Annotated in this window: 24 protein-coding genes and 2 tRNA genes; 21 read left to right on the top strand and 5 right to left on the bottom strand. The window is 68.3% G+C overall.

Annotated features, from left to right (window positions below; translation table 11 throughout):
* Nucleotides 1–7 precede the first annotated feature (7 nt).
* From NK718_RS15355 to NK718_RS15335, 5 genes are all read left to right on the top strand, one after another.
* Nucleotides 8–613 (top strand): cold-shock protein, encoded by a 606-nt coding sequence (locus NK718_RS15355; protein ID WP_254744019.1) that lies wholly within the window; start codon nt 8–10, stop codon nt 611–613.
* Between the two features lie 95 nt (nt 614–708).
* The gene (locus tag NK718_RS15350) at nt 709–1209 is read left to right on the top strand and encodes a DUF192 domain-containing protein (protein ID WP_254744016.1); all 501 of its coding nucleotides are present in this window, start codon (nt 709–711) and stop codon (nt 1207–1209) included.
* A gap of 76 nt (nt 1210–1285) precedes the next feature.
* A tRNA-Pro gene (locus tag NK718_RS15345) sits at nt 1286–1362 on the top strand.
* Nucleotides 1363–1519: 157 nt separating this feature from the next.
* Nucleotides 1520–1825, top strand: coding sequence for an ETC complex I subunit (locus NK718_RS15340; protein WP_254744014.1), 306 nt, complete (start codon nt 1520–1522; stop codon nt 1823–1825).
* Between the two features lie 49 nt (nt 1826–1874).
* Nucleotides 1875–1951 (top strand) — tRNA-Arg (locus NK718_RS15335).
* A gap of 81 nt (nt 1952–2032) precedes the next feature.
* Here the strand turns inward: NK718_RS15335 and NK718_RS15330 are convergent.
* On the bottom strand, nt 2033–2293 hold the full coding sequence (locus NK718_RS15330) for a hypothetical protein (RefSeq protein ID WP_254744012.1): 261 nt from the start codon (nt 2291–2293) through the stop codon (nt 2033–2035).
* 188 nt (nt 2294–2481) lie between these two features.
* On the opposite strand from NK718_RS15330, the gene NK718_RS15325 reads away from it, so the two are divergent.
* From NK718_RS15325 to NK718_RS15315, 3 genes are read left to right on the top strand one after another with little or no spacing between them, the layout of a single operon-like run.
* On the top strand, nt 2482–4158 hold the full coding sequence (locus NK718_RS15325) for an ArnT family glycosyltransferase (protein WP_254744010.1): 1677 nt from the start codon (nt 2482–2484) through the stop codon (nt 4156–4158).
* Nucleotides 4159–4165: 7 nt separating this feature from the next.
* A complete protein-coding gene (locus NK718_RS15320) occupies nt 4166–4936 on the top strand; it encodes a glycosyltransferase family 2 protein (protein ID WP_254744008.1) in 771 nt (256 codons plus the stop codon).
* Nucleotides 4936–5259 (top strand): lipid-A-disaccharide synthase N-terminal domain-containing protein, encoded by a 324-nt coding sequence (locus NK718_RS15315; protein ID WP_254744006.1) that lies wholly within the window; start codon nt 4936–4938, stop codon nt 5257–5259. The genes NK718_RS15320 and NK718_RS15315 overlap by 1 nt, the downstream gene beginning before the upstream one ends.
* Before the next feature lie 3 nt (nt 5260–5262).
* On the opposite strand, the gene metC is transcribed toward NK718_RS15315, so the two are convergent.
* Complete coding sequence (gene metC, locus NK718_RS15310; RefSeq protein ID WP_254744004.1) at nt 5263–6474, bottom strand: cystathionine beta-lyase; 1212 nt, start codon at nt 6472–6474, stop codon at nt 5263–5265.
* 299 nt (nt 6475–6773) lie between these two features.
* On the opposite strand from metC, the gene NK718_RS15305 reads away from it, so the two are divergent.
* From NK718_RS15305 to NK718_RS15290, 4 genes are all read left to right on the top strand, one after another.
* The gene (locus NK718_RS15305) at nt 6774–7790 is read left to right on the top strand and encodes an amino acid ABC transporter substrate-binding protein (protein ID WP_254744002.1); all 1017 of its coding nucleotides are present in this window, start codon (nt 6774–6776) and stop codon (nt 7788–7790) included.
* A 109-nt stretch (nt 7791–7899) separates the two neighbouring features.
* Entirely contained in the window at nt 7900–9093 is a 1194-nt protein-coding gene (locus NK718_RS15300; RefSeq protein ID WP_254744000.1) for an amino acid ABC transporter permease, read from the top strand.
* A gap of 10 nt (nt 9094–9103) precedes the next feature.
* Nucleotides 9104–10279, top strand: coding sequence for an amino acid ABC transporter permease (locus NK718_RS15295; protein WP_254743998.1), 1176 nt, complete (start codon nt 9104–9106; stop codon nt 10277–10279).
* Between the two features lie 11 nt (nt 10280–10290).
* Nucleotides 10291–11067, top strand: a complete 777-nt coding sequence (locus NK718_RS15290) for an amino acid ABC transporter ATP-binding protein (RefSeq protein WP_305883675.1) — start codon at nt 10291–10293, stop codon at nt 11065–11067.
* 86 nt (nt 11068–11153) lie between these two features.
* Here the strand turns inward: NK718_RS15290 and sseA are convergent, their stop codons facing one another.
* Complete coding sequence (gene sseA, locus NK718_RS15285; protein ID WP_254743996.1) at nt 11154–11990, bottom strand: 3-mercaptopyruvate sulfurtransferase; 837 nt, start codon at nt 11988–11990, stop codon at nt 11154–11156.
* A gap of 47 nt (nt 11991–12037) precedes the next feature.
* Nucleotides 12038–12751: an alanyl-tRNA editing protein gene (locus NK718_RS15280; protein WP_254743994.1), complete on the bottom strand. Its 714-nt coding sequence runs from the start codon at nt 12749–12751 to the stop codon at nt 12038–12040.
* 182 nt (nt 12752–12933) lie between these two features.
* Here NK718_RS15280 and NK718_RS15275 point away from each other — a divergent pair, with 182 nt between their 5' ends.
* The 6 genes from NK718_RS15275 (at nt 12934) to NK718_RS15250 (ending at nt 18073) form a co-directional block, all read left to right on the top strand.
* Nucleotides 12934–13587, top strand: coding sequence for a ChrR family anti-sigma-E factor (locus NK718_RS15275; RefSeq protein WP_254743992.1), 654 nt, complete (start codon nt 12934–12936; stop codon nt 13585–13587).
* A gap of 91 nt (nt 13588–13678) precedes the next feature.
* The gene (locus NK718_RS15270) at nt 13679–15643 is read left to right on the top strand and encodes an acetyl/propionyl/methylcrotonyl-CoA carboxylase subunit alpha (protein WP_254743990.1); all 1965 of its coding nucleotides are present in this window, start codon (nt 13679–13681) and stop codon (nt 15641–15643) included.
* 70 nt (nt 15644–15713) lie between these two features.
* Nucleotides 15714–16151 (top strand): DUF1489 family protein, encoded by a 438-nt coding sequence (locus NK718_RS15265; protein WP_254743988.1) that lies wholly within the window; start codon nt 15714–15716, stop codon nt 16149–16151.
* Between the two features lie 115 nt (nt 16152–16266).
* Nucleotides 16267–16551: a hypothetical protein gene (locus tag NK718_RS15260; protein ID WP_254743986.1), complete on the top strand. Its 285-nt coding sequence runs from the start codon at nt 16267–16269 to the stop codon at nt 16549–16551.
* A 66-nt stretch (nt 16552–16617) separates the two neighbouring features.
* Nucleotides 16618–17355, top strand: coding sequence for a VWA domain-containing protein (locus NK718_RS15255; RefSeq protein WP_254743984.1), 738 nt, complete (start codon nt 16618–16620; stop codon nt 17353–17355).
* A 10-nt stretch (nt 17356–17365) separates the two neighbouring features.
* Entirely contained in the window at nt 17366–18073 is a 708-nt protein-coding gene (locus tag NK718_RS15250; protein WP_254743982.1) for a DnaJ domain-containing protein, read from the top strand.
* Nucleotides 18074–18168: 95 nt separating this feature from the next.
* Here NK718_RS15250 and NK718_RS15245 read toward each other — a convergent pair whose 3' ends face one another.
* Nucleotides 18169–19686, bottom strand: a complete 1518-nt coding sequence (locus tag NK718_RS15245) for a serine hydrolase (RefSeq protein WP_254743980.1) — start codon at nt 19684–19686, stop codon at nt 18169–18171.
* A 394-nt stretch (nt 19687–20080) separates the two neighbouring features.
* On the opposite strand from NK718_RS15245, the gene NK718_RS15240 reads away from it, so the two are divergent.
* The 3 genes from NK718_RS15240 to clpA all read left to right on the top strand — a co-directional run bounded on the left by NK718_RS15240 (nt 20081) and on the right by clpA (nt 23705).
* Nucleotides 20081–20425: a phasin family protein gene (locus NK718_RS15240; protein WP_254743978.1), complete on the top strand. Its 345-nt coding sequence runs from the start codon at nt 20081–20083 to the stop codon at nt 20423–20425.
* A 401-nt stretch (nt 20426–20826) separates the two neighbouring features.
* Nucleotides 20827–21165, top strand: coding sequence for an ATP-dependent Clp protease adapter ClpS (clpS, locus tag NK718_RS15235; RefSeq protein WP_254744096.1), 339 nt, complete (start codon nt 20827–20829; stop codon nt 21163–21165).
* Between the two features lie 14 nt (nt 21166–21179).
* Entirely contained in the window at nt 21180–23705 is a 2526-nt protein-coding gene (gene clpA, locus NK718_RS15230; RefSeq protein WP_254743976.1) for an ATP-dependent Clp protease ATP-binding subunit ClpA, read from the top strand.
* The last annotated feature ends 106 nt before the right edge of the window (nt 23706–23811 follow it).

Here is a 23811-nt window from a genome sequence, read left to right as displayed (position 1 = left end):
CGGCCAGATGTCGGATGATTTCGCCGAGAGCAGACTTATTCCGCCCGTCCCCCGCGGCCATGTCGACGAGCGTCCCCGCGAGGAGCGCGAAGCGATCGAGCTGGTGGAGGTCGCCGGCGTCATCAAGTGGTTCGATGTCAGCAAGGGCTACGGGTTCATCGTGCCGGATGGCGGCGGGGCCGACGTTCTGCTGCACGCCACCTGCCTGAGACGCGACGGCTACCAGACCGCCCACGAGGGAGCGCGGATCGTCTGCGAGGCCCAGCGCGGGGCGCGCGGCCTGCAGGCCTTCCGCATCCTCTCGATGGACGTGTCGCGCGCGGTACACCCGGCGCAGATGCCGCCGGCCCGCACCCACGTCAGCGTGACGCCCAGCGGCGGCTTCGAACGCGCCGAGGTGAAGTGGTTCAACCGCCTGCGCGGCTTCGGCTTCCTGTCGCGCGGGGAGGGCACTCCGGACATCTTCGTCCACATGGAGACGCTTCGCCGCCACGGCATCACCGAGTTACGCCCCGGCGAGTTCGTGCTCGTGCGGTTCGGCGACGGTCCGAAAGGGCTGATGGCCGCCGAAATCCGCCCGCTGGACTTCTCCGCGTCGCCAGCCTCGCACTGAGCGTCCCGGCATCGCCCGGTTTTGCGGTTTTTTGCGCTCATCGGCGGCTCGAGAGCGATTGACCGGCTCGGCGGCGGCAGGGCAATCTCGTCTTCATGTCGAACACATCCCTACGTCACCGCTTCGCGGTCCATCGTTTCCTGGCCGCGGTTTTGTCGCTGGCGCTCGGCCTCCTGCCGCTGATCTGGGCGGGCGGCGCCCGCGCCGAGGCGGCGCTCGAGAAACTGGTCATCGTCACCGCGCAGGGCCCGAAGACCTTCGAAGTCGAGGTGATGCGCACGGACGAGGAGCGGGCGCGCGGCCTGATGTTCCGCCGCTATCTGCCGCCGGACCGGGGCATGCTGTTCGACTTCAAGGACGTCCAGACCGCGATGATGTGGATGAAGGACACGTTCATCCCGCTCGACATGGTGTTCATCCGCAAGGACGGGACCATCGCGCGCATCGCGGAGAACACCGAGCCTCACTCCACGCGGACCATTTCGTCCGGCGAGCCCGTGCTGGGCGTCCTGGAACTGAACGGCGGTCAGGCGGCCAAGGACGGCATCAAGCCCGGGGATCGCGTCCAACACGCGCTTTTCGGCACGGCGAAATAGGCGCGAGGCTTGCCGCGGCCGGGAGCGGATGCTACGCGATGCCGACGGTGGCGAGCCGTTTCCGGCGCCATGGCGGCGGGGTATAGCGCAGCCTGGTAGCGCATCTGCTTTGGGAGCAGAGGGTCGCAGGTTCGAATCCTGCTGCCCCGACCAAGCCGGCGCCGGTGCGGTTCATCGCCGGTCGCGGCGCATGCTGCGAAAGGCGTGTGGGGCTTTTCGCCGGAAAATGCGACACGAAGAGCAGTGGCGTGCCGCGCCGTCATGAGGCGCGACAGGCCCGTGGACCCTTGAAGCAGGACTTGGAACGGTCATGAACGCCAGGATTTACCGGCCCGCCAAGACGGCGATGCAATCGGGCGCCGCGAAGACGACCCGGTGGCTGCTCGAGTTTGTGTCGGAGGTCCCGCGCGAGATCGACCCGCTGATGGGCTGGACCAGCTCTCGCGACACGACGCAGCAGGTGAAGCTGTGGTTCGACACCAAGGAAGAGGCGCTCGCCTATGCGGCGCGCAATGGCATCGCCGCCCGTGTGGAGGAACCGCACGAAGCGAAGCGGCGAACCATCTCGTATTCCGACAATTTCCGCTTCAATCGGGTCACGCCCTGGACCCATTGATCCGGACCCATTGACGGCGACCGCCGGGCGTCGCCCGGCATCGAGTGACGGCCCCGTAGCTCAGCTGGATAGAGCAGCCGCCTTCTAAGCGGCAGGTCGCAGGTTCGAGCCCTGCCGGGGTCGCCAGCGCCTGAAACGCCTCGACGGCCCGCGCGGCCGCCCCGCCTCGGGGGCGGGACGGCCGGTTGCAAACTGTCGGCGAGGCCGTCAGTTGCAGGTCTTCTTCGTCACTTCCTTTGAATCGCCGAGCACGCCTTCCTTCTTCACCGAGGTCGACTCGCACTCGCGGACCGAGCCGGTCGTTTCCGTCGTGCGGTGCTCGATCACCGCGGTCGGGGCCTTGTGCTCCTCGATGACCACACCCGACGGCGGCGGGTCACGGTGCTCGATCACGGTCGTGCTGCTCTGGGCGAGGGCGGGAAGCGCGCTGAAAAGCGTTGCGGCGATAGCGAGGCTGATGGTTCGCATGGTTCTGTCTCCCTTGAAGGTCCCGACGAACGCCCAAGGCCGCGCCACTGTTCCCGGCGCCGCGAAGCTCCCGCGGGCGCCGCTGTCCCCAGGGGGGTTTAGTTCGGCGTGAAAAGCCCTTATGAACCCGGGGCTCGACGGGAGCGCCGGTGCATGGCGCGTCCGACGCTCCTTCGCCAGGTTTTCCCATGTCGTCGTCCATCGCGGGCCAGGTCTTCTCCTTCGCAGAGCGCAGCCACGGCCGCGCCATGGCGCTGCTCGCCCTGCTCGCGCTCCTCTGCTTCATGCCGGGTTTCGTCGGCTTGCAGCCGATGGATCGCGACGAGCCGCGCTTCGCCCAAGCGACGAAGCAAATGCTCGAGACCGGCGACTTCGTCGACATTCGCTTCCAGACCGAGGCCCGGTTCAAGAAGCCGGTCGGCATTTACTGGATGCAGAGTGCGGCGGTGGCCGCTGGAGAGGCGCTGGGCGTCCCCGACGCCCGCCGGTCGATCTGGCTGTACCGCATCCCGTCGCTGCTCGGCGCGATCCTGACGGTGCTCCTCACCTACGTGGCGGCTGCCGGACTCACCACCAGGCGGGCGGCTTTCATGGCCGGGGCGCTGATGGCCGGGGTGATTCTGCTCGGCGTGGAGGCGCGGCTCGCCAAGACGGACGCCGTGGTGGCGGCCACCGTATGCCTGTCCATGGCGGCGCTGGCGCGGGCGTGGGTGCGCCGGGCCGAGCCTGAATGCCGCCTCTCCTGGGGGTGGACGCTGGCCTTCTGGATCTCGATCGGCGTCGGGGTGCTCGTGAAGGGGCCAGTCACGCCGGCCGTGCCGTTGCTGGCCTCGATCGTCCTCGCCGTGTCGGAACGCCGGGCGGGCTGGCTCAAGCGGCTGCGCCCGCTCACGGGGTTCGCCATCGTCGCGCTGATCGCCGCGCCATGGCTGGTCGCGATCACGTTCAAGAGCGGCGGCGCGTTCTTCGCGGAATCGGTCGGGCAGGACATGCTCGCGAAGGTCGGCAGCGGGCAGGAGTCTCATTTCGGATACCCGGGCACCTATCTCGCCGTGTTCATGGGCACGGCCTGGCCGCTCTCCCTGTTCGTTCTGCTCGCTCTGCCGTTCGCGTGGCGCTTCCGGGGCGACCCGGCCGTGCTGTTCTGTCTGGCTTGGGCCGTCCCGATGTGGATCGTGTTCGAGCTCGTCCCCACCAAGCTGCCTCACTACGTGCTGCCGCTCTATCCGGCGCTGGCGATCCTGGTCGCGGTCGCGGCGGAGAAGCAGAAGCTGCCGCGCGAAGGGTGGGTTCCGCGCGTGGTCATGGGCTTGTTGCCGGGCCTCGTGCTGATCCTGGCGGTCGCCGCGACGGCCGGGCTGGTTTGGCTCGACCGCGTGGTGCCGATCGCTGCGTTGGCAGTCTTCGTCGCGGCGCTCGCGGTGGGGGTGCTCGCCTGGCGCGCCTATTTCGCGGGGGCGTTCGGAACCGCGGCGCTGCGGGCGGCGGCCGCGGCGGCGCTGCTGTCCTGGGGTGCGTTCGCCTTTGCGGCGCCGTTGTTCCGCTCGGTGGCGATCAGCCCCCGGCTGGTCGCAGCTACCGCTTCAGCGGGCTGCCAGCCCGTCGGCTATGCGACGGCAGGCTATCGCGAGCCGAGCCTCGTCTTCCTCACCTCCACCGACCTCGTCATGACCGACGGAGCGGGCGCGGCCGATTTCGTCCAGAAGGGCGGGTGTCGCATCGCCTTCGTCGAGAAGCGGCTGGAGCCGGCCTTCGTCGCGGCCGGGATCGGCGCGGGCGTGTCGCCGAAGCTTCTGTCGCGAGTCGAAGGTATCAACCTCAATGGCGGCCGGCGGCTCGACATCGGCGTCTATCTCGGACAATGAGACGGCAATGAACGGATCGTCGCCCCTTTCGCAGCCCTCCGGAAGCGCCGGCTCCATCCCGGCCGTGTCGGTGGTCGTGCCGGTCCGCAACGAGGCCGGCAACGTCGCCCCCCTCGTCGCGGAGATCGAGGCCGCCTGCGCGAATTTCCCGGCTTTCGAGGTGATCTACGTCGACGACGGCTCCACCGACGCGACCGGCGATGTGCTGCGCGACCTCGCCGCGACGCGGCCCTGGCTGCGGCGACTGCACCACGCCGCCTCCTGCGGGCAGAGCTGCGCGGTCCGCACCGGCGTCCGCGCCGCCCGCGCGCCCCTCGTCGTGACCCTCGACGGCGACGGCCAGAACGATCCGGCCTATATCCCGAAGCTCGTCGCGGCCCTCGACACGGCCGGCCCCCGGGCCGGCATCGCCGCGGGGCAGCGGCTCGGGCGCAAGGACACGGGCTTCAAGAAGCTGCAATCGCGCATCGCCAACACGGTGCGCGGCGCCGTGCTGAAGGACGGCACGCGCGATACCGGGTGCGGGCTCAAGGGGTTCCGGCGCGACGTCTACCTGGCGCTGCCCTATTTCGACGCCCTGCACCGGTTCATGCCCGCGCTGGTGCGCCGCGAAGGCTACGACGTCGTCCTCGTCGACGTGGTCGACCGTCCGCGCCTGACCGGACAGTCCAATTACGGTTTCTTCGACCGGCTCTGGGTCGGAATCATGGACCTGATGGGAGTTTGGTGGCTGATCCGCCGTCGCCGCCGCGTGCCCGTCGTCACCGAGGACGCGTGATGCTCGTCGCCTTCTCCCACGGCCTGACCGACTACCTCTACGACGTCTTCGTCGCGCGGTTCGACTTCTGGCTGGCCTTCGGCATCCTGGCGCAGTTGCTCTTCACCGCCCGGTTCCTGGTGCAGTGGATCGCCAGCGAGCGGGCAGGGCGCAGCGTCATTCCGATGGCGTTCTGGATGTTCTCCATGGCGGGCGGCCTCATGACGCTGGTCTACGGACTGGTCCGGAGGGAGCCGGTCATCATCATGGGCCAGCTCCTCTCCGTCGTTATCTACGTCCGCAATGTCATGCTGATCCTGCGGGAGCGTCGCCGGGCCGCGTGACCCTCACGGCTCCGGCTCCCAGCCTACGGAGGTCGCCCCGCGCAGCCGCGCGAAGCCGGCGTCGAGATCGGCCTTCAGGTCGTCGAGGTCTTCGAGCCCCACCTGGAAGCGCAGCGCCGGCCCGCCGGGGTTCCACGTCGTGGCGGTGCGGTAGGTGGAGCAGTCGAACGGGATCACCAGGCTCTCGAAACCGCCCCAGCTATAGCCCATGCCGAACAGGGTGAGCCCGTCCAGCATGGCGGCCAAGGCCTCCTGCGGGGCGGGGTTGAGGATGACGGAGAACAGGCCCGACGAGCCCTTGAAGTCGCGCTTCCAGATGTCGTGCCCGGGGCAGGATTCCAGCGCGGGATGCAGCACGCGCTTCACCTCCGGGCGGGCTTCGAGCCACCGGGCCAGATCGAGCGCCTGACGCTCGTGCTCCTTGAGCCGGAGCTGCATGGTGCGCAGCCCGCGAAGCGCCAGGAACGCGTCCTCCGGTCCCGGGCAGATGGCCATCGAATCGTAGGTGTCGCGCAGCGCCTTGTTGCAGCGCTCATTGGCGGACACGAGCCCGAGCAGCAGGTCCGAACTGCCGCTGAGATATTTGGTGCCGGCCTCGATGCAGAGATCGACGCCCATGTCGTGCGGCGGGAAGAACAGCGGCGTCGCCCAGGTATTGTCCATCAGCAGCACGGCGCCTCGGCGGTGCGTCACCTCGGCGATTGCCGGGATGTCCTGCATCTCAAAGCTCTGCGAGCCGGGCGCCTCGGTGAACACGGCCGCCGTGTTCGGGCGCATCAGCGCCTCGATACCGCCGCCCACCAGCGGGTCGTAATAGGTGGTCTCGACGCCGAACCGCTTCAGCAACCCGTCGCAGAAAAGGCGCGTCGGGCGATAGACGGAATCGGTGACGAGCACGTGGTCGCCGGCCTTCAGGCACGACAGCAGGGCCAGCGAGACCGCCGCGAGTCCGGAGGGGACCGCCACCGCGCCGGCGGCGCCGCTCACCTGGGCCCACGCCGTCTCGAGCGCCTCCGTCGTCGGGGTGCCCTTGGTCCCGTAGGTATAGCGGCCGGTGCGATGCACGAGGTCGTGCATGGTGGGCGAGAGCACGGTGGAGCCGCGATAGATCGGCGTGTTGACGAAGCCGTGCTGTTCCCATGGGTCGCGGCCCGCGTGGACGAGGCGGGTGCGGGAACCGAGGCGGCTGAGCGCCTCGGGAGTCATCTTGGTCATGGTCACTTCCAGGTATGCCGACGCGGGCGAGCGGGCGCCATTGGTGCGCGCCAAGATCGCCCGGTCAAGGCCGGGCAGGCGGCTTTTCCAACACTGCAAAACCGAAAGCGCCGCGCCGGCACGTTCCCGGAGCAACCATCGCGGATCGCAACCGGGCTTAAGCGCGAGCTTTGCCCCGGGCTTGACCGCTTTCCGAAAGTTCAATCCAATGCTCTCAAGCCGGCGCGACCGCCGCATCGGGCGGGCGCGAGAACAGGCTATTGCCCAGAGGGGCAGCACACGAGTAGGAGTCGCACTCGATGAAAAAAATCCTCGTATCAGCCGCGGCCGGCGCGCTCGCCGCGCTGGTGTCGAGCGTAGCCTCCGCGGGCACGCTGGACACGGTGAAGCAGAAGGGCTTCGTGCAATGCGGCGCCAACACAGGCCTCGCGGGCTTCGGCCAGCCTGACGCCCAGGGCAACTGGACGGGCCTCGACGTCGATACCTGCCGCGCCATCGCGGCCGCGATCTTCAACGATCCCACCAAGATCAAGTTCACCCCGCTCTCCGCGAAGGACCGCTTCACGGCGCTCCAGTCCGGCGAAGTGGACGTGCTGGTCCGCAACACGACCTGGACGATCTCGCGCGATACGTCGCTCGGCCTGAACTTCACCGGCGTCAATTATTATGACGGCCAGGGCTTCATGGTCCGCAAGAGCCTGAAGGTGGCGTCCGCGCTCGAACTCGGCGGCGCCTCCGTCTGCGTGCAGCAGGGCACGACCACCGAGCTCAACCTCGCCGACTATTTCCGCGCCAACAAGCTCGAGCTGAAGTCGGTGACGTTCGCCACCTCGGACGAGACGCTGAAGGCCTACGAAGCCGGCCGCTGCGACGCGTTCACGACGGACGCCTCGGGCCTCTATTCCGAGCGTCTGCGCCTGAGCAAGCCCGACGAGCACATGGTTCTCCCCGAGATCATCTCGAAGGAGCCGCTCGGCCCGTCGGTCCGTCACGGCGACGATCAGTGGTTCGACATCGTGAAGTGGACGCTCTACGCCCAGCTCACCGCCGAGGAACTCGGCGTGACGCAGGCCAATGTCGACCAGATGATGAAGTCCGAGAACCCGGACGTGAAGCGCCTGCTCGGCACGGAAGGCAAGTTCGGCGAGGCGATGGGCCTGCCGAACGACTGGGGCTACCGGATCATCAAGCACGTGGGCAATTACGGCGAGATGTTCGAGCGCACGGTCGGTCAGGGCTCTCCGCTCAAGATCGCCCGCGGCCTGAACGCCCTGTGGACCAAGGGCGGCCTGCAGTACGCGCCTCCGATCCGCTAAGCGGCCGTCAAGATATGACTTGGACGGGCGCGTCGCCGCGCCCGTCCTTCCCGCAGACCAAAATCCGGCATAACAATTGCCTTCTGCGGGGCAGGGGTGGGGGAAATCCATGAGCCAGGCCAGCGGCGCCGCCGACACCAAACCGCGTGTCTCGCCGATCAACGATCCGCGCGTGCGAAGCCTCGTTTTCCAGGCCATGCTGGTGCTGGTCATCGGCTTCGCCGTGTTCACCGCGATCAACAACGCCCGCGAGAACCTGCAGCGTCAGAAAATCGCGTCCGGGTTCGGGTTCTGGGACAACATCGCGGGCTTCGCGATCAGCCAGACGCTGATCCCGTATTCGGAAGCCGTCAGCAGCTACGGGCAGGCCTTCTGGGTGGGTCTGCTCAATACGCTGCTCGTCGCAGCCATCGGCATCGTTCTCGCCACGCTGCTCGGCTTTGTGATGGGCGTGGCGCGCCTGTCCAAGAACATCCTCGTTTCGGGCGTGGCGCGCTGGTACGTCGAGATCGTGCGCAACCTGCCGCTGCTGCTGCAATTGTTGTTCTGGTACAACGCGGTGCTGAAGGCGCTGCCTGCCGTTCGCGACAGCATGGGCCTGCCGTTCGGCAGTTATCTCAACCAGCGCGGCCTCTTCATGCCGCAGCCCATCGCGCAGCCGGGGTTCAACTTCGTCATCGCCGCCTTCTTCGCCGGCCTGCTCGGCGCGGGTCTCTATGCGCGGTGGGCGCGCATCCGGCAGGAGCGGACGGGCCAGCAATCGCCCGTCTTATGGGTGCGCCTCGCCCTCGTCGTGGGACTGCCCGTTCTCGTGTTCCTCGCCACGGGGGCGCCGCTGCAATTCGACTTCCCGAGCGCCGGGCGCTTCAACATCTCGGGCGGCATGGTCGTTCAGCCCGAGTTCCTGGCCCTGCTGTTCGGCCTCGTCATCTACACGGGAGCTTTCATCACGGAGGTGGTGCGCGCCGGCATCCTCGCCGTGTCGCACGGACAGACCGAGGCGTCCTACGCGCTGGGCCTGCGGCCGAACCTCACCACGCGGCTCATCATCATTCCGCAGGCGCTGCGGGTGATCATTCCGCCGCTCACGAGCCAGTATCTCAACCTGACGAAGAACTCGAGTCTGGCCGTGTTCGTCGGCTATCCGGACCTCGCCAACGTCTTCACCGGCACGGTGCTCAACCAGACCGGTCAGGCCATCGAAGTGGTCGGCGTCACCATGCTCGTCTACCTCAGTATCAGCCTGGGAACCTCGACGCTGATGAACTGGTACAACAGCCGCAAGGCTCTGGTGGAACGGTGAGGGCCCGCAGATGACCGCCACCGACATGTCGGCTCACGCCCCCGCGAGGGACGGCCAGCGCTTCGTGCGAAGCGTCGCGATCGAACCGTCACCGCCGCCCTCGTCCATCGTGGGGCCGATCGCCTGGATGCGCGAGCACCTGTTCACAGGGCCCGTGAACATCATCCTGACGCTGCTCATCGTGGCCCTCGGGCTCTATGTGCTGCCGGGGCTGATCCGCTTCATGTTCATCGACGCGGTGTGGTCCGGCGCCGACCGCGAGGCCTGCATCATCACACCCGAGCGGCCGGTCGTGGGCGCGTGCTGGGCGTTCGTGCGCGACAGGGCCGCCTATTTCACCTATGGCGCTTACCCGATGCCGCAGCGGTGGCGGGTGGACGTGTTCTTCACGCTGCTCGCCGTGGGCGTCGTGTGGCTGCTCTGGCTTCGCGCCCCCCGGCGGGACATCGGCGCCATCTACGCCTTCGTGGTGCTGCCGATCGTCTCGTACCTGCTGCTGGTCGGCGCGCCGGCGCTGGGGCTGCCCTATGTCGAGACGACGCTGTGGGGCGGCATCCTCGTCACCATCGTGTGCTCGGCGGTCGGCATCGTGGTGTCGCTGCCGCTCGGCATCCTGCTGGCGCTGGGCCGTCGCTCGACCATGCCGGCCGCGAAGCTGATTTCGGTGATCTTCATCGAGTTCGTGCGCGGCGTGCCGCTGATCACGGTGCTCTTCATGGCCAGCGTGATGCTGCCGCTGTTCGTGCCGTACTACCTCCAGCCGGACAAGCTGCTGCGCGCCCTGATCGGCATCGCGTTGTTCGCCTCGGCCTACATGGCGGAGGTGGTGCGCGCGGGCCTGCAGGCGATGCCCAAGGGACAGTACGAAGGGGCGATGGCGCTCGGCCTGCCCTATGTGCAGATGATGCGTCTCATCATCCTGCCGCAGGCGCTGAAGGTGACGATCCCCAACATCGTCAACACCTATATCGGCCTGTTCAAGGACACTACGCTGGTGGTGATCGTCGGCATCTTCGACTTCCTGAAGGCGATCGAGGCGGCGCGCATCGACCCGCGCTGGGCCGCGCCGACGGTGTCGGCGACGGGCTACGCCTACGCCGCCGTGTTCTACTTCACGTGCTGCTACCTGATGTCCCGCTACGCGCGTACCGTCGAGGCGCGCCTGGCCAAAGCTGACAAACGCTGAGGAAACCTCCGATGAGCGCTGCTCCCGCCAGTCTGAAGCCGGCCAAGCTGAACAACGAAATGGCCATCGAAATGATCGGCATGAACAAGTGGTACGGGGATTTCCACGTGCTGCGGGACATCAACCTCACCGTCCAGCGCGGCGAGCGCGTGGTGGTGTGCGGTCCGTCGGGCTCCGGCAAGTCCACGATGATCCGGTGCATCAACCGGCTGGAGGAGCACCAGAAGGGCCGCATCATCGTCGACGGCATCGAACTCACCAACGACCTCAAGCGCATCGACGAGATCCGCCGCGAGGTCGGCATGGTGTTCCAGCACTTCAACCTGTTCCCGCATCTCACGATTCTGGAGAACTGCACGCTCGCGCCGATCTGGGTGAAGAAGATGCCCAAGAAGGAGGCCGAGGAGATCGCGATGCACTATCTCACGCGCGTCAAGATCCCCGAGCAGGCGAACAAGTATCCGGGCCAGCTCTCGGGCGGCCAGCAGCAGCGCGTCGCCATCGCCCGCTCGCTGTGCATGAGCCCGAAGATCATGCTGTTCGACGAGCCCACCTCGGCGCTCGACCCGGAAATGGTGAAGGAGGTGCTCGACACCATGGTGTCGCTCGCCGTGGAAGGCATGACGATGATCTGCGTGACCCACGAAATGGGTTTCGCCCGGCAGGTCGCCAACCGGGTGATCTTCATGGACGCGGGACAGATCGTCGAGATGAACACGCCCGACCAGTTCTTCTCGAACCCGCAGCACGAGCGCACCAAGCTCTTCCTGAGCCAGATCCTGCACTAAACCCCGGCGCTCGCCGGGCGGGTGCGACAGCATCGAAGCCGGACGGCGTGGCCGTCCGGCTTTTTTCATGCCGGAAGGCGAGGGCGCTACCTGTCGCCCGTCACCACCGGGCGCTCGGCGCCGAGGCCCCATTCCGCCCAGGAGCCGTCGTAGAGCGCGAGGCCGGGCTTGCCGAGCGTTTCCAGGCCAAGGCTCAAGATCGCCGCCGAGACCCCGGAGCCGCAACTCGTCACGACGGGCTTCGTGAGGTCGACCCCCGCGGCCTCGAACTCGGCGCGCAAGGCTTCGGCCGCTTTCAGCCGGCCGTTCTCGATCAGCCGGGATGAGGGAACGTTGAAGCTGCCAGGCATATGGCCGGAGCGCAGACCCGGGCGGGGTTCGGGCGTATCGCCCCGGAAGCGCTCGGCCGGCCTTGCGTCGACCACCTGCGCCCCACCGCCGGCGAGGTGGCGGGCGACGTCGTCGGCGGTCGCGACCGCGCCGTGATCGAGGCGCGGCGTGAAGGTCGCCGGCTGCCGGACCGTCGGCTCGGCCGTCCATGGACGGTTCTCCGCGCGCCACGCGGGCGCGCCGCCGTCGAGAACGGAGACGTCGCGCGCGCCGAACGTGCGCAGCGTCCACCAGACGCGCGGGGCGGAGAACAGGCCGGCTCCGTCGTAGACCACGATCCGCATGCCGTCGCCGATGCCGAGGCGTCGCATGTGGCGGGCGAACTCCTCCGGGCTGGGCAGCATGTGCGGCAGCGCGGAGGTCTTGTCCGAGATCTCGTCGATATCGAAGAAAACCGCTCCGGGAATATGACCGGCCTCGTACTCGGCGCGGCCGTTGCGGTTCTGGGCGGGCAGGTACCAGGAGGCGTCGACGACCACGAGGTCGGGCGCGGACAGGTGGTCTTCGAGCCACTGGGTCGAGACGAGGTTCATAATGGCGTCCCCGAGGTTGCGGCCGGCCGATGCGGCCGGCGATGCCGTCAGGCGAGAGCGATCCGCACGCGCCGGTTGATCTTGCCCTTCTTTTCGATGGCGGTGACGAGCACCGCGCCGATCTCGCTGGTGTTGCGGACATGCGTTCCGCCGCAGGGCTGGAGGTCCAGGCCCTCGATCTCCACCAGGCGCACCCGCCCCGTTCCCATGGGCGGCTTGACCGACATCGTCTTCACCAGGCCCGGATTGGCGAGCAGTTCCTCGTCGGCGATCCACCGCTGCGTGACCGGCGCGTTCCGGGCGATTCGCGAGGCCAGCTCCGCTGCGATGGCCTCCTTGTCGAGCCCCGCGTCGGGGATGTCGAAATCGAGCCGTCCTTCGCCCTCTCCGACTGCGCCGCCCGTCACCGGGTAGGGCAGGACGGTGGTCAGCAGATGAAGGGCGGTGTGAATGCGCATCCGCTTCAGGCGAGTGTCCCAGTCGATTCGGGCCGACACGACGTCGCCGGGGCGAGGGAGTTCCGCGCCGGGCTCGGCGACATGGACGACCGTCGCCTTGTCCTCGCCGTAGACCGTCGTCGCGATGGGGATTTCGCGCCCGTCCTTCGTCACGAGGACGCCGCGGTCTCCCGGCTGGCCCCCGCCGGTGGGGTAAAACACGGTCCGGTCCAGAATCACGCCGCCGCGGTCGTTGACCTCGAGAACGGTCGCGTCGCAGGAGGTCTGGTAGGCATCGTCGCGGAAGAGCAGTGCTGTCGCCATGGAGGGGGTCCGGGTGAGACGGGACCGCGACGCTAAAGCGGGGTCGGCGGGAGGGCAAGACGGCGTCGCGCGCCTGGGCAAGGCCGGTTCGCTCACCGGCGCGTGATCCGTTGCCCGCAAGTCCGCGTATGGCACAATGGACACTCGCCTATCCGAAACACGCCAGAGGCCGGACCGACGACGTGAGCACTTCCCTTTCCAGCGCCGGCCGGCCGCTCGACGAACTGCTGGCCGCCTATGCGGCCGGCACGCTTCCGGCTCCCCTGCAAAGCCTCGTGGCGGCGCATCTCGAGCTGCGGCCGGAGAACCGCGCCTTCGTGGCCGCGCTCGAGGATCTTGGTGGCGCGGCCATCGAGGACATGCCGCCGCTCGAGTTTTCGCGCCGCGACGCCTGCCTGTCGGCCATTTTCGAGGGAGCCGCGCGACCGCCTTGCGAACTGGCCCCGCCGGCCTGTTCCGTCGTGCCCCCGGCGCTGGCGCGTTATCTCGGCCGTCCCTTCGGCCAAGTGCCGTGGCGCAAGCGCCTTCCGGGGATTCGGGAATTCCACGTCGACGCGGCCGAGGGAGCGGAAGCCACCCTGTACTGGATCGCGGCGGGACGGGCCATTCCGTCGCACACCCACGAGGGGTCCGAAATCACGCTTGTCCTGAAGGGCAGCTTTGCGGACGCGTCGGGCCACTACGGGCGCGGCGACATCGCAATCGCCGATTCCGAAGTCGATCATCGCCCCCGCGCCGGGGAGGGCGAGGACTGCATCTGCTTCGCCGTCACCGACGCGCCGCTCCGCCTGACCGGCCCCGTCGGCCGGATCGTCCAGCGCTTGCTGCGGCACTGAGCGGCCGGGCCGGCCCGCGGCCCTCAGACAATGCTTGGCGCGGCGGGGCGCGACGGGCTAGCCTTCGGCGTCGTCCAAGGTTGGGTCGCTCATGTTCTCGTCCGTTTTGATCGCCAACCGCGGCGAGATCGCCTGCCGCGTCATCCGCACCGCCCGACGTCTCGGCCTGCGCACCATCGCGGTCTATTCCGACGCCGACCGCGATTCCTTGTTCGTGGCGCAAGCGGACGAGGCGCATCGGATCGGCCCCGCGCCCGCGGGCGAAAGCTATCTGATCGGCGACCGCATCGTCGCGGTGGCCAAGGAGGCGGGGGCGGACTGCATCCATCCGGGCTACGGCTTCCTCTCGGAGAACGCGGAGTTCGCCGAAGCCTGCGCCAAGGCCGGAATCGCGTTCGTTGGCCCGCCTCCCAAGGCCATCCGCGCCATGGGCCTCAAGGATGCCGCCAAGGCCGTGGTCGAGCGGGCCGGCGTGCCCGTCGTGCCCGGCTACCACGGCGCTAAGCAGGATCCGGCCTTTCTGAGGGAGCGCGCCGCCAATATCGGCTTCCCCGTGCTGATCAAGGCGGTGGCCGGCGGAGGCGGCAAGGGCATGCGCCGCGTCGACCGGCTGATCGACTTCGAGGACGCGCTGCTGTCGGCGCAGCGGGAGGCGGCCAACGCCTTCGGCGATCCGCGCGTGCTAGTGGAGAAATATATCCGGTCCCCGCGCCATATCGAGATGCAGGTGTTCGCGGACCGGTTCGGCAACGCGGTGCATCTGTTCGAGCGGGACTGTTCGCTGCAACGCCGCCACCAGAAGGTGATGGAGGAGGCTCCCGCGCCCGGCATGACCGACGCGGTGCGCGACGCGATGGGCAAGGCCGCGGTCGATGCCGCGCTTGCGGTCGGCTATGTCGGGGCCGGCACCGTGGAGTTCATCGCGGACGCCAGCCACGGGCTGCGGCCGGACGGCTTCTTTTTCATGGAAATGAACACGCGCCTGCAGGTGGAGCATCCCGTCACGGAGGCGATCACGGGGCTCGATCTGGTGGAATGGCAGTTCCGCGTCGCGGCGGGCGAGAAGCTGCCGCTGGCCCAGCAGGAGCTCGCCGTCCACGGCCACGCGGTGGAAGCCCGCCTCTACGCCGAGGACCCGGAGCGCGGCTTTCTCCCCTCGACGGGGCGGCTCTGGGCCCTGCGCTTTCCGGAAGCCGAAGGAGTGCGGGTGGATACCGGCGTCGCCGAGGGAGATGTCGTGACGCCGTACTACGACCCGATGATCGCCAAGGTGATCGCTCACGCTCCGTCGCGGCTCGCGGCGCTGGACCTGCTGGCGCAGGCGCTGGAGGAGACGGTCGTCGCGGGTCCGCGCACCAATGTCGGTTTCCTGAAGGCGCTCTGCGACGCGCACGGGTTTCGCGCGGGCGAGTTCGACACCGGGTTCATCGACCGCAACATGGATGCGCTCGGCGCGGCCCCGCGCGGACCAGATCTCGCGGCCGCGGCGGCCGGCGCGCTGGCGCTGGTGCGGGAGCGCCAGGAGGGGGTGCGCGAGGCCGCGCGCGCAGCCGGCGGGTCGGGGCAGGGGCCTTGGGACGTCGCGGACGCCTTCCAGCTCTCCGGGCCTCGCCGCACCGGCCTGCCGATCGTCGTCGAGGGAGAGCGGATCGAGGCGGCGCTCGGCTGGGACGCGGCCGGGCCGATGCTCGATGTTCCGGGAGCCGAGCTGACGGGCCAGGCCGATTTCACGCTCGTCACCACGGACGACGGAATCATCGCGCTCGCGTCCGGGCGGCAGACCCATGTGCGGCTCCACGACCCGCTTGGCGTCGCGCTGGACGAAGGCGACAGCGGGGGCGTGGTGAAGTCGCCCATGCACGGCAAGGTCGTCGCGATCTTCGTGGTCGAGGGCGAGGCCGTGGAAAAGGGCCAGCGCGTCGCCATCGTCGAGGCGATGAAGATGGAGCACGCGCTGGTCGCCCCGCGCGCCGGCGTCGTCGCGGAGGTGCTGGCCGAAGCCGGCCAGCAGGTCGCCGAGGGAGCGCGGCTGGCGGTGATCGGCGAGAACGGCTGACCCGCCGACGGTTGTCCACAGGGCGACGCCGCGCATTGGCGCGCGCCGCGCGGCGCGCTAGAGGTTCGGCATGGCCCTTCACCTCATCAAGCTCTGCGTCGGCTGCGACTCCATCGCCGACCTCGAAAGCTGGATCGACGAGACGCTCTCCCTGTACCGCCGCCTCGGCAAGGCCGAGGAGCAGGTCCACACCACCAGGATGACGCCCAAGCGCGTCGAAGACATCCTCGACGGCGGCTCGCTCTACTGGGTCATCAAGGGGCAGGTCGCCTGCCGCCAGCGCCTCGTCGACATCAGGCCGTTCACCGACGCCGAGGGGATCGGGCGCTGCCATCTCGTGCTCGAGCCGGTCGTCACCGCCGTCGAGCCGCGCCCGTGCCGGCCATTCCAGGGCTGGCGCTATTTGAAGGCCGGCGAGGCTCCCCGCGATCTCGGGGCGGGCGGCGGCGACCTGGTGGCGATGCCCGAGGAATTGCGTCGCGAACTGCGCCAGCTGGGGCTGATCTGAGGCCCGTCGGATGCGCCGGCCGGCTCATCACGCCGTTCGGGAAACTGATCTGCCTCATTCTGCCCATGTTTGAAGTGCTGGTACGATTGTCGTTGTCGGGGGCTGAGTCGGCTTGATGCGTGGAACCTACGTCGTTGCTCTTGTCGCGCTGGGCGCGTTCGCGCCTGCCGCGCACGCATCGGACTCGCGTTGCGCCGTCACCGAGGTCGCGCCGGGCGTGAAGATGCGCAACGCGAACTGCCCCATGTTCTACGCCCGCCCGCAGGACCGCCCCGCATCGGTCGACCTGCCGTCCGACATGTTCAGGACGCCGCCGGAAGCGAACACGTTTCGCTTCGGCAGCACGGAACTGCGCGTTCAGGGCCGCGTGCGCGGCGAGATGAACGTCAACCGTCCCTGATCCCCGCCGTCCTCGCTGTTGCAATCGCGCGCGCTCCCGCCAATCTATCAGCGGGGCGGAGCGAGCATGAGTTCACGAGACGGCACTGACCTGACGGGCCGGCCGGAAGCGGCCGGCGACGTCGCGCGCCGCGACACGGCCGGCAAGATCGACGCTTTCCTCGACCAGGCGAAGAGCGTGTCCGCCGATCGCGCCTCGGGGCGGGCGCGGCTGATCTTCGCGCTGGACGCGACCATGAGCCGCCAGCCGACCTGGGACATGGCCTGCGCCGTCCAGGCGCGGATGTTCGAGACGGCCGCCTCGATCGGCGGCCTTGATGTGCAACTCGTCTATTTCCGGGGCTTCGCCGAGTGCCGCGCTTCCCGCTTCGTGCGCGACGGGCGGGCGCTGACGGGCCTGATGACGCAGATCGCCTGCCAGGGCGGCAACACGCAGATTCGCCGCGTGCTGGAACATGTCCGCGGCGAGGCCCGCGTCCGGCCGGTCGGCGCGCTGGTCTATGTCGGCGACGCCATGGAGGAACACCTGGACGCGCTTTGCGGGCTGGCCGGGGAGATCGGCCTGCTTGGCGTCAAGGCGTTCATGTTCCACGAAGGGCACGATCGCGCCGCCGAGACGGCGTTCCGGGAGATCGCGCGCCTCACCGGCGGGGCCTATGCGCGGTTCGACGCCAATGCGGCCGACCAACTCGCCCAACTTCTCCGCGCCGCCGCGGCCTACGCGGCCGGCGGGCGCGCCGCGCTGGAGCGCCTGGCCCATGCCGAAGGCGGCGAGGCGCATCGCCTGCTGCGGCAGATGAAATGACGAGGTCCATGTGTCCCTGATCGCCGGAGTCGCCACCCTCATCCTGATCTGGTGGCTCGCCAAGAGCTTCGCGGGGGCCAACCCCACGCGCCTGGCGTCGGCGACCCGCAAGATGGGCGGCGTCGCCGCGCTCGGCGCGGCCGGCCTGCTGGCGTTTCGCGGACGGATCGACATCGCGATCCCGCTCGGCGGCTTCGGAGCGTGGCTGCTCGGAATTCAGGGCATTCCGCTGCCGGGGTTCGGCAGCACGACGAAGACCCCGGGCGGGACATCGCGCGTGCGGTCGGCGATGCTGGAAATGGTGCTGGACCACGACACCGGCGCGCTGGGCGGGCGGGTGTTGGCCGGGCCGCTCGAGGGCCGAAGCCTGGACAGCCTCGGCGAGCCGGAGCTGGCCCAGCTCGCCGCGACGTGCCGACGCTCGGACCCCGATGGGCTGCGGCTACTTGAGGCTTATCTCGACCGCCGGTTTCCCGGCCGGAGTAAAGCAGCAGAGGCTGATGCGGACGCGGGGGCGCCCCCGCGTCGCGACAGCGGGGCGATGACCGAGCAGGAGGCCTACGAGATCCTTGGCCTTCAGCCGGGGGCGACCGAGGAGCAGGTCCGAGGCGCTCACCGCGCTCTGATGAAGAAACTCCATCCCGACCAAGGGGGGTCGACGTATCTGGCCACCCGGGTGAACCAGGCCAAGGATGTCCTGCTGAACCGGCATCGCTGAACTCCACACGCGTCCCGGCGGTCTACTCGACCGAAATCAGGCCTGCCTGCGCAGGCGAACGATCCGTCGCGACAGGGCGACGGGGCGAATGAGCGTCAGCCTCCCCGGACGACCATGCAGGCGAAGCCGGTGCGCTTCAGCTGCTTGCAGGCCGAGGCCGCCTTGTCCTCGTCGAAGCCCGAGAAGCGGGCGCGATACAGCGTCTCGCCGCCCTTCGACACCTTTTCGGTGAACGGGTCGGCCTTGGCGAGAACGCCGCTCTTGGTCTTCGCCTTTGCCTTCGCCAGGATCTGGCGGGCCTTGGCCTCGTCGTCGGTCGCGCCGAGCTGGATGACCCAGCCCGAAAGCGCCGACTTGGGGATGCGGGACGCTTCGACCTTCGGCTCCGCCTTCTCGGCCTTGCCGGGCTTGGCTTCGGCGCGGGATGTCTTGGTGTCGGCCTCGCCGCGGCTGGGCGCGCCTACCACCCATTTCATGTTGCCGCCCGAGGACGGGGTCGTCGTCGCAGCGCCGCTTGCCGCAACCACGGCCGGACGAGCCAGCGTCACGGGAACGGGGGCGTTGGCCGCCACCTGCACCGGGGCGGGGCGGACGTTCGCCGTCGGCGTCGTCGTCGCCGGAACGGCGGCGGGTGGGGAGAGCACGAGCGCCGGCGGGTCATTGGGGCGGGCGGCTTGCTTCGGGGAGACCGCCGCCGTGGTGGCCGGCGACTCATCCTCTACGTAGGCCGAGCGCAGCGTCCGGGGCTGCGGCGACGCGTCGGCGACCGCCACCGGGGCAGCGCCTTCGCCCATCGGCGGGGCGGTACGCGCGCCGGCATAGGCGCGCTCGATTGTGTCGTCGAGCAGCGAGGCCATCTGGTTGTCGCGGGCGGCGGCGGAGCGACCGCCCAGCACGACGGCGACCACGTGGCGGCCTTCGGTCTTCACGGAGGTCAGCAGGTTGAATCCCGAGGCGCGGGTGTAGCCCGTCTTGATGCCGTCCATGCCTTCGACGCGGCCGAGCAGGTGATTGTGATTGCGGTGGGTCTGCCCGCGATAGGTGAAGGAGGGCGTCCGGAAGTAGGTGTAGTAGCGCGGGAAACGGTCCTGCAGCGCGCGCCCGAGCGTCACCAGGTCGCGCGCAGTGGTCACCTGGGCGGGGTCGGGAAGGCCGGAGGCGTTCTTGTAGACCGTGCGTGTCATGCCGAGCTGGCGCGCCTTGCGCGTCATCATGTCGGCGAATTCGTCCTCGGAACCGCCGATGTTCTCGGCCACGACCACGGCGACGTCGTTGGCGGACTTGGTGACCAGCGCCTTGATCGCGTCCTCGACCTCGATGGTCTGCCCGGCGCGCACGCCGATCTTGGACGGCGCCTGGGCCTGGGCGTGGGCCGAAACCTTGAGCTCGGAGTCGAGCGAATAGCGCCCCTTTTCGAGTTGCTCGAACAGGAGATAGAGGGTCATCACCTTCGTGACCGAGGCGGGATGACGAAGGGCATCCTCGTTGACGGCGTGCAGCACGCGGCCGGTCTTGGCGTCGACGACCATGTCGGAATAGGGCGGATTATAGCCGCCGCCCTTCGAGACGTGACGCCTGCGCGCCTCGGCGGGCGAAGCCGCCACCGAAACCATTACCGTTGCCGCGACAACAGCCGTTGCGAGCGCGCCAAGGCGCGCGCGAGCGAGACCTGTCATTCGTATTACGTCCCCAATGCTGCCGACCCGCACCGCCACGGGCCGTTGCCCGGCTCCGAGAGAGGTCGTGGCCCCCTGTCACATCCGCGGCACAGGCTCAAAAGCTATCGAGATGAGGTTACGGGGTGGTTAAGAGGCTGCTTAAATTGAGGTTTGCAGACCATCGGCCGAGGCCCGTCCAAGGTGTTATGTTGCGGTGCAACAAATCTCTTGACGGGTGTTGTGCAGTGCACCTATAAGCCATGGAGAGAGGTCGCTGCGGTCGCGAAGCGGGGCAGGACCATTCCACGAGACGGGTCGCGCGGGGCGACTCTTTGCGAAGGAGTGCACCATGTTCGCTCAGTTCGAAGATTTCCAGAAGCTCGGCAAGGATAATGTGGACGTCGCCATGAAGAGCTTCGGCTCGACGCAGAAGAGCGTCCAGGCGATCGCCACCGAGGCCGCCGACTTCTCCAAGAAGGCTTTCGAGCAGACCTCGGCCGCCGCCGAGAAGCTCGTCGCCGCCAAGACGCTCGACAAGGCCGTCGAGATCCAGACCGAGTACCTCAAGTCGGCCTACGAGGGCTTCGTCGCTTACGCCTCCAAGCTCGGCGAGCTCTACACCAACCTCGCCAAGGACACGGTGAAGCCGTACGAGACGATCTTCGCCAAGGCGCAGGCCGCTGCCGCGAAGTAATTCCGCCGCATTCATCGGCGAGTTTCGAGGCCCGGCGCAAGCCGGGCCTTTTTGCGTTCGAGCAGCCTTTTTCAGCCCCACGCGGGATGGAGAGATTGGGCCATGCGACGCTCGCGAAGATGCGACGCGAAGGCCTGTCCGCCGGCCCGATTGCGGTCTGGCGAAGTGGCCCGACCGGCATTAGATTAACAGGAACCGGCGGTGGCGCAGCCTCGTTGGGCCAGCGACGCTTCCTCTCCTTTGGTCAGCCGTTTCCCGCGATGGATTTGATACCGACGCTTCCCCTCATGGTTCAGCGGTTGAGACAGGCCCTCGCGAGGGGGCGTGAACTCGCCTCCGGGATCGTCATGGCTTCGGCGCTGGCCCTGGCGTCGGGGTTCGGACGCGGGCGTCCGACCCAGATGGCGGAGCGCCGTCGCGGGCCCGTCCGCCCCGGCGACAACGGTTCCGGCACGGCGGTGATCACGCAGACTCGGACGCGGACGAAGCGCCCGAGCATGTACCGCGTGCTGCTGCTGAACGACGACTACACACCCATGGAGTTCGTGGTCCACGTCTTGCAACGCTTCTTCAGCAAGGACGCAGACGAGGCGACAAGGATCATGCTCCACGTCCACCAGCACGGCGTGGGGGAATGCGGCGTCTTCACCTACGAGGTCGCCGAAACCAAGGTTACGCTGGTGATGGATTTCGCACGCAAGCACCAGCATCCGTTGCAGTGCGTCATGGAAAAGAAGTGAAAGGCTGAGAATCGATGCCGTCCTTCTCGCGCAATCTCGAACAGGCCCTTCACAAGGCGCTGGCGCTCGCCAATGAGCGCCACCACGAGTACGCCACCCTCGAACATCTCCTTCTGGCGCTGGTCGACGACCAGGACGCCTCCGCGGTCATGCGCGCGTGCAACGTCGACATCGAGGCGTTGCGCCGCAATCTCACCGAGTATGTCGACGCGGAACTGAGCAACCTCGTCACGGATTCGCGCGACGACTCCAAGCCGACGGCGGGCTTCCAGCGGGTCATCCAGCGCGCCGTCATCCATGTCCAGTCGTCCGGCCGGGAAGAAGTGACGGGGGCCAACGTGCTCGTGGCGATCTTCGCGGAGCGCGAGAGCCACGCCGCCTACTTCCTGCAGGAGCAGGACATGACCCGCTACGACGCGGTGAACTACATCTCGCACGGCATCGCCAAGCGGGCCGGCATGTCCGAGTCCCGCTCCCCGCGCGGGGCCGAAGAGGAGTCGACGGACCGCGCGACGCCGGGCGAGGAAGCCCCGGGCGGAAAGAAGAAGGGCGAGGCGCTCGACGCCTACTGCGTCAACCTGAACAAGCGCGCCCGCGAGGGCCGCATCGACCCGCTGATCGGCCGCGAGTCTGAAGTGCAGCGGACCATCCAGGTGCTCTGCCGCCGCCAGAAGAACAATCCTCTCCTGGTGGGCGAGCCGGGCGTCGGCAAGACCGCCATCGCCGAGGGCCTGGCCCGCAAGATCGTGACCGGCGAGGTGCCGGAGGTGCTGGCCGACGCGACCGTGTTCGCGCTCGACATGGGCACGCTGCTGGCGGGCACGCGTTATCGCGGCGACTTCGAGGAACGCCTCAAGCAGGTGATGAAGGAGATCGAGAACCACCCCAAGGCGATCATGTTCATCGACGAGATCCACACCGTCATCGGCGCAGGGGCGACCTCGGGCGGCGCGATGGACGCCTCCAACCTGCTGAAGCCGGCGCTCGCCCAGGGCACGCTGCGCTGCATCGGATCGACCACCTACAAGGAATACCGCCAGTATTTCGAGAAGGATCGCGCGCTCGTCCGCCGCTTCCAGAAGATCGACGTCAACGAGCCGTCGGTGCCCGATGCGATCGAGATCGTGAAGGGGTTGAAGCCCTATTTCGAGGACTTCCACCACATTCGCTACACCAACGACGCCATCAAGGCGGCGGTGGAGCTGTCGGCGCGCTACATCCACGACCGCAAGCTGCCCGACAAGGCGATCGACGTGATCGACGAGACCGGCGCGTCGCAGATGCTGCTGCCGGAGCACAAGCGCAAGAAGACGATCGGCGTGAAGGAGATCGAGGCCGCCATCGCCACGATGGCGCGGATTCCTCCCAAGACCGTCTCCAAGGACGACGCGGAGGTGCTGAAGTCGCTGGACGAAACGCTGAAGCGCGTCGTCTACGGGCAGGACGCGGCCATCACCGCGCTGACCTCGGCGATCAAGCTCGCCCGCGCCGGCCTGCGCGACCCCGAGAAGCCCATCGGCAACTATCTGTTCGCCGGCCCCACCGGCGTCGGCAAGACCGAGGTCGCCCGCCAGCTCGCCACCAGCCTCGGCGTCGAGCTGATCCGCTTCGACATGTCCGAGTACATGGAGCGGCACACCGTGTCGCGGCTGATCGGCGCGCCTCCCGGCTATGTCGGCTTCGACCAGGGCGGCCTGCTGACGGACGGTGTCGACCAGCACCCGCACTGCGTGCTTTTGCTGGATGAGATCGAGAAGGCCCACCCGGACCTGTTCAACATCCTCCTGCAGATCATGGACCACGGGAAGCTGACCGATCACAACGGCAAGCAGGTCGATTTCCGCAACGTCATCCTGATCATGACCACGAACGCGGGCGCGGCCGATCTGGCGAAGCCCGCCTTCGGGTTCACCCGCAGCAAGCGGGACGGGGATGACAACGAGGCGATCTCGCGGCTCTTCGCGCCCGAGTTCCGCAATCGTCTGGATGCGATCATCTCGTTCGGCCAGTTGCCGAAGGAGGTCGTGGCGCGCGTCGTGGACAAGTTCGTCGCCCAACTCGACGCCCAGCTCGCCGAGCGCAACGTCACCATCGAGCTGACCGATGGGGCGCGCGACTGGCTGGTCGAGAACGGATACGACGAGACGATGGGCGCGCGCCCGATGGCCCGGCTGATCCAGACGACGATCAAGACGCCGCTGGCGGACGAGGTGCTGTTCGGCCGGCTCAAGGACGGCGGCGCGGTCAGGGTCGTCGTCGTCGACAAGGAGAACGGCAAGAAGGGGCTCGGCTTCGAGTTTCCCGAGGGGCCGGTGACGCCCAAGCCGGAAAAGGACGTGATCGAGGCCCGCAAGGCGCGCGAAAAGCGCTCGGCCGCCGCCCGCAAGGGCGCGGAGAAGCGCAAGGCGCAGGCGGCCCGCAAGGGCCGCGCCGGGGGCGGGGAGGGTTCCGGCGGCGGCGGTCCGGGCCCGTCGGCGGGCCCGGGCGGCGGGAAGCCGCCGGTGCGCACCGTGCCGAAAGTGCCGCTTCTGCGCGGCTGAAGACGCTTTTGCGAGACGCCGTCGCGCGGATCCCTGTCCGCCGGCGGCGTTTTTCGCTAGGATGAGCCTCGTCCGTGTCCGTCCGGGACGCGGTTGAAGGTGGGGA

Source organism: Alsobacter ponti, assembly GCF_024294805.1.
Taxonomy (GTDB): Bacteria; Pseudomonadota; Alphaproteobacteria; order Rhizobiales; family Beijerinckiaceae; genus Alsobacter; species Alsobacter ponti.
The sequence above is the reverse complement of the archived record's forward strand: the minus strand, read 5'-3'. Positions and strand labels throughout refer to the sequence as shown.